This is a genomic window from Pseudomonas folii, assembly GCF_014357575.1.
Classification (GTDB): Bacteria; Pseudomonadota; Gammaproteobacteria; order Pseudomonadales; family Pseudomonadaceae; genus Aquipseudomonas; species Aquipseudomonas folii.
On the sequence record NZ_JACONW010000233.1, the window covers coordinates 1 to 5,832 of the forward strand.

A 5,832-nucleotide genomic window follows, 5' to 3' on the forward strand; every position below is an offset into this window, starting at 1 on the left:
CCCACAGAAATCTGCGCGTTAAACCACTGCGTTATAAAACTGCTCGCTGCTTTTCTGCTCGACCAGTGCCTGCTCGATGGCAGCCTGATGTACTTCGTCAGCATGTTCTTCGCGAGCTTCAGGCTTGATGCCCAGTCGCGAGAACAACAGCATGTCTTTGTCAGCCTGTGGGTTCGCGGTGGTCAGCAACTTGTCGCCATAGAAAATCGAGTTGGCACCGGCGAAAAACGCCAGCGCCTGCATTTGCTCGTTCATGGCCTCACGACCCGCCGACAGACGCACGTGGGACTGCGGCATCAGAATGCGCGCCACGGCAAGCATGCGGATGAAATCAAACGGATCGATGTCTTCGGCATTTTCCAGCGGCGTACCGGCGACCTTGACCAGCATGTTGATCGGCACCGATTCCGGATGCTCTGGCAGGTTAGCCAGCTGGATCAGCAAATTGGCGCGGTCGTCCAGGGACTCACCCATGCCGAGAATGCCACCTGAGCAGATCTTCATCCCCGAATCACGCACGTAAGCCAGTGTTTGCAGGCGCTCGCTGTAGGTTCGGGTAGTGATGATGCTGGTGTAGAAATCCGGCGAGGTATCGAGGTTGTGGTTGTAGTAATCCAGGCCTGCCGACGCCAGCGCTTCGGTCTGTTCCTGATCCAGACGACCCAGGGTCATGCAGGTTTCCAGGCCCATCGCCTTGACGCCTTTGACCATCTCCAGCACGTAAGGCATGTCTTTCGCCGAAGGATGCTTCCAGGCAGCGCCCATGCAGAAACGGGTCGAACCAATGGCCTTGGCGCGAGCGGCTTCTTCGAGAACCTTCTGCACTTCCAACAGTTTTTCTTTTTCCAGGCCGGTGTTGTAGTGGCCCGACTGCGGGCAGTACTTACAGTCTTCCGGGCAAGCGCCAGTCTTGATCGACAGCAGGGTCGAGACCTGAACGCGGTTAGCGTCGAAATGAGCACGGTGCACCGTCTGCGCCTGAAACAGCAGGTCATTGAAAGGCTGTACGAACAGCGCTCTGACCTCAGCTAAAGTCCAGTCATGACGCAAAGTGGCGGTGGTGCTGGCGCTCATCGGGCGGTCCTCGGTTTTCTACTTTGGTTCTTTGGGTGACCACCTGCAACTCAGCCCTGCTTGCACAGGCTAAAAGTCCACAGGCATGACATGGATGTTTCAGTATGTTTAAGGAAGAGCTATGCGCTGTCAACCATATCCTACCTATCAGGTTTACAGCTGGTTAAAAAACAAACAGACATGTTTATTGTGCGACGAGTCAACAGACACGCTTTATGCAATCTGTACCGCCTGCGAAACCGAACTGCCCTGGCTCGGTGACCAATGCCAGCAGTGCGCACTTCCGCTGGCGATGTCAGGCCTGAGTTGCGCGCAGTGCACGAGGAACGAACCAGCTTTCGACGAAGTAGCAGCGCCTTGGTTGTATGAATTCCCCATCGACAGCCTGATCACCCGCTTCAAGCATCAGGGCAACTGGCCAATGGGACGCCTCATGGCGCAACTGCTCGGTCAGTTTCTGCAACACCGATTCGAAGAAAACCTGCCCCGCCCGGACTTTCTCCTGCCCGTGCCACTGGCGGTTAAACGCCTGCGCCAGCGCGGCTACAACCAGGCCGCGATGCTCGCTGACTGGCTGAGCGAACAACTGCAACTTCCCGTAGAGGACCGGCTAATACTCCGCACCCAGGAAACCCCGGCCCAACAAGGCCTCGACGCCAAAGCCCGCAAGCGCAACCTGCGTAATGCGTTTGTGGTGATGGATGGGGAGAGGATCAAAGGCAAGCATGTAGCGCTGATTGATGACGTACTGACAACCGGATCTACCGCGGACGTTATTGCCAAGCTGCTGATCAAGGCCGGGGCGTGTCGGATGGATGTTTATTGCCTGGCGCGGACGCCCAAGCCGGGGGATTGATTAGCATCAACAGAGAACGACATTTTGTAGGAGCTGCCGAAGGCTGCGAAGCATTCATCCTGACACAACGCCATCGCAGCCTTCGGCAGCTCCTACAGGTACGAGTTTGGCGCTAGACACTGCACACCTATAAGTAACTCATGCCTTACACTGGCCGCAATGATCACGACCCGAAAGCAGCCCCCATGCCCCTACCCACCCTGCTCACTCAACACATGGTCCGTCGCCCGCAACGAATTGCGTTGTTGCAGCACATTGCCGAGCAGGGCTCGATTACCCGTGCGGCCAAGAGTGCGGGGTTGAGTTACAAGGCTGCGTGGGATGCCATTGATGAGCTGAACAATCTGGCGCAGAAGCCGCTGGTCGAGCGCAGCGTGGGGGGACGTGGCGGTGGTGGTGCGAAGCTGTCCGCTGAGGGTGAGCGTGTATTGCGTTTGTACCATCGCTTGCAGGCGCTTCAGGCTCAGGTGCTGGAAGCCACCGAAGAAAGCGCCGACCTGGATTTACTCAGCCGCCTGACATTGCGCACCAGCGCTCGCAACCAATTGCTGGGCCGTATCGAGAGCATCACCGCTTACGGCCATAACGATCTGGTACGCCTGCGTTTGGCTGGCGATGTGTACATCGATGCACAGATCACCCACGACAGCACGCTGCGCCTGGATCTGGCGGTGGACACCGATGTGGTGGCGCTGATCAAGGCCGGCTGGCTGGAGTTACAGGCATCAGGGCATCCCGTAACAAATGGACACAATTGCTTGCGCGGCACGATAGAAGAGGTCATCGACGCGCCTGATGGTCCCAGCGAGGTGCGCATTACCCTGCCCAGCGGCCAGATTCTGTGCTCACTGGCAGAGCCTGCGCAGCTTGCGACCCTTCAGCTAAAAACTGGCAGCGCGGTGCAGGTTGAATTCGCACCATCCCTCGTGCTGCTGGGCACGCCGCTGTAAGTACGACGGCGTCATTGCGGCGACACAATTTCGTCATATCCGCTCACTAAGGTGTCTGCCACACCTGCTGGGAGCCGTGTTGATGAAACTACTAGAAGAAAACCAATCCACAGACCTCGAACAAATGGTCGGCCTGACCCGCCGTGGCTTCATCACCGCTGGCGCTTTGTGCGGCGCGGCGATGTTTCTGGGCGGCGGTCTGCTGAGCCGCACCGCACTGGCCAAGAGTGTCAGCGCCGCATCGGGCACGCTGCTGGGTTTCGAGAGCATCCCCGCCGCTACCGCTGACAGCATCAGCTTGCCGCCAGGCTATAAATCTTCAGTGCTGATCAGTTGGGGTCAGCCGCTGCAGGCTGGCGGTCCGGCATTCGACCCGAGCGGCAAAGGTACCGCCGAGGCGCAGGAAGTGCAGTTTGGCGACAACAATGACGGCATGAGCCTGTTCCCGATGCCGGGTCAAAAAGACCGCGCGCTGATGGCCATCAACAACGAATACACCAACTACCGCTACCTGTTCGATCACGGCAAAGAGCCTCAGTCCGCTGAAGATGTGCGCAAAGCGCTGGCCAGTGAAGGCGTGTCGGTGATTGAAGTGCAGCAAAAGAACGGCAAATGGCAGTTCGTGCAGAACTCCAAATACAACCGCCGCATCCATGGCAATACCCCGATCAATCTGAGCGGCCCTGCCGCCGGGCACGACTGGCTCAAGACCGCCGCCGACAGCACCGGCACCAAAGCACTCGGGACATTCCAGAACTGCGCCAACGGCAAAACGCCGTGGGGCACTTACCTGACCTGTGAAGAAAACTTTACTGACTGCTTCGGCAGCACCGATCCCGAGCAGAAGTTCGATGCCGGCATCAAGCGTTACGGCGCTGTCGCCGCCAGCAAAGAAATCAACTGGCACCAGCATGATCCGCGCTTCGACCTGGCCAAGAATCCCAACGAGATCAATCGCCATGGCTGGGTCGTGGAAATCGATCCGTTCGACCCGAAATCCACCCCGGTCAAACGCACCGCGCTAGGCCGCTTCAAGCATGAAAACGCTGCTTTGGCCGAGACCAAAGGCGGCCGCGCCGTGGTGTACATGGGCGATGACGAGCGTGGCGAGTTCATCTACAAGTTCATCAGCCGCGACAAGATCAATCACAAAGATCCGAAAGCCAACCGCAACCTGCTGGACCACGGCACGCTGTATGTCGCTCGCTTTGATAATGGCGACGGTAACCCGGACCGTCCGAAAGGCACCGGCGAATGGATCGAGCTGACCCATGGCAAAAACGGCCTGGATGCCGCTGCCGGTTTCAATAATCAGGCTGAAGTGCTGATCCATGCGCGCCTCGCGGCCAGCGTCGTGAAAGCCACGCGCATGGACCGCCCTGAATGGATCGTGGTCAGCCCGAAAGACGGTCAGGTTTATTGCACGCTCACCAACAACGCCAAGCGCGGCGAAGACGGGCAACCGGTTGGCGGGCCTAACCCTCGGGAGAAAAACCAGTACGGGCAAATCCTGCGCTGGCGCGAGAACGCCGATAATGCCTCGGCAATGGCTTTCGATTGGGACTTGTTCGTGGTCGCGGGCAACCCGACCGTACACAGCGGCACGCCACAAGGCGGGTCGAGCAACATCAACCCACAGAACATGTTCAACAGCCCGGACGGGCTCAGCTTCGATAGCGCCGGTCGCCTGTGGATTCAGACTGACGGCGACTCCAGCAACAAGGGCGACTTTGCTGGCATGGGCAACAACCAGATGTTGTGTGCCGACCCGCACAGCGGCGAAATCCGTCGTTTCATGGTCGGCCCGATCGGTTGCGAAGTCACCGGCATCAGCTTCGCGCCGGACTACAAAACCCTGTTTGTAGGCATTCAGCACCCTGGTGAAAACGGCGGCTCGACCTTCCCAGAGCATCTGCCCAACGGCAAACCGCGTTCATCGGTGATGGTGATTACTCGGGATGATGGGGGCGTGATCGGCGCTTGACCTGCTATTGATCTTTGGTAGGAGCCAACTTGTTGGCGAGCCGTTAGTCCTGCGAAGACAGGAATATCGTCTCGCGAACAAGTTCGCTCCTACCGTTGCTCATTCATTTAAGACGTCAATCAATCAACCCATTCACGTCATAAAACGGATACGGCCCCGGGTACTCGCCGAACACCGCGTTATGCGTCACCAGCCCCTGCTCGGGATGCCAGCGGTGCAACAGGTAACCGGCAGGTTCCAGATTGAAATGCGCCGGGGCGTCTTCCTGCAGATCAAGCACGATCTGGTGTGAAGTGCCGGGGCAAATGCAGCTCAGGCTGCCACCAAAACGACGCTGCATCGGACGATGCAAATGCCCGCACAGCAAGCGTTCGACTTGCGGATGACGTGCAATCACTTTTTCGAATGGCCCCCTGTTGATAAACGGCTCACGGTCCATATGGCCGATGCCGGTAATGAACGGTGGGTGATGCAAAACCAACACGGTTGGCACATCCGGGCGGCGCGCCAGTAACTCATCGAGCCAGAGCAACTGGCACTCCGACAGTTGTCCGCCATGTGAGCCGGGAATACTGGTATCCAGACCAATCAACCGCACGGGATGCTCTTCCACGACCCAATCCAGTGGCGCATCGGATGAAAGGGGCAGGTACGTCTGGTTGGCGAACTCGGCCAGCAAATGCTGTCGATCATCGTGATTGCCCGGCACCAGGTAAAACGGTATGTGCAGCCGTTTGAGTTCTGGATGCAGCACCGCGTATTCATCCGCACGACCGAAGTCCACCAGGTCGCCACTGATTACTACGATATCGGGACGCGGCACGCTGGCGTTCAGGTGATCCACGGCATGACGCAATGCGCTCAGGGTATCGACGACGCCATAGGTTAGTTTCTGACCGGCTTTAAGATGCAGATCGCTGATCTGCGCAATGAGGAATGGGTGGTTCAAAGTAATAATTTCCTACCTG

5 protein-coding genes are annotated in these 5,832 nt (G+C 58.0%); 3 read left to right on the forward strand and 2 right to left on the reverse strand.

Annotation, left to right across the window (positions count from 1 at the left end):
• Nucleotides 1–18 precede the first annotated feature (18 nt).
• A complete protein-coding gene (bioB, locus tag H8S59_RS25725) occupies nucleotides 19–1,074 on the reverse strand; it encodes a biotin synthase BioB (protein WP_027901924.1) in 1,056 nt (351 codons plus the stop codon).
• 121 nt (nucleotides 1,075–1,195) lie between these two features.
• Between bioB and H8S59_RS25730 the strand changes: the two genes are divergently transcribed.
• From H8S59_RS25730 to H8S59_RS25740, 3 genes are all read left to right on the forward strand, one after another.
• Nucleotides 1,196–1,930, forward strand: a complete 735-nt coding sequence (locus H8S59_RS25730) for a ComFC family protein (RefSeq protein WP_187523261.1) — start codon at nucleotides 1,196–1,198, stop codon at nucleotides 1,928–1,930.
• A 185-nt stretch (nucleotides 1,931–2,115) separates the two neighbouring features.
• Nucleotides 2,116–2,880 carry a TOBE domain-containing protein gene (locus H8S59_RS25735; RefSeq protein ID WP_187523262.1) on the forward strand — a complete coding sequence of 255 codons (765 nt, stop codon included), beginning with the start codon at nucleotides 2,116–2,118 and terminating at the stop codon, nucleotides 2,878–2,880.
• A gap of 82 nt (nucleotides 2,881–2,962) precedes the next feature.
• Nucleotides 2,963–4,864, forward strand: a complete 1,902-nt coding sequence (locus H8S59_RS25740; RefSeq protein WP_095092519.1) for a PhoX family protein — start codon at nucleotides 2,963–2,965, stop codon at nucleotides 4,862–4,864.
• 115 nt (nucleotides 4,865–4,979) lie between these two features.
• On the opposite strand, the gene H8S59_RS25745 is transcribed toward H8S59_RS25740, so the two are convergent.
• Nucleotides 4,980–5,813 (reverse strand): phosphodiesterase, encoded by an 834-nt coding sequence (locus H8S59_RS25745; RefSeq protein ID WP_187523263.1) that lies wholly within the window; start codon nucleotides 5,811–5,813, stop codon nucleotides 4,980–4,982.
• Nucleotides 5,814–5,832 lie beyond the last annotated feature (19 nt).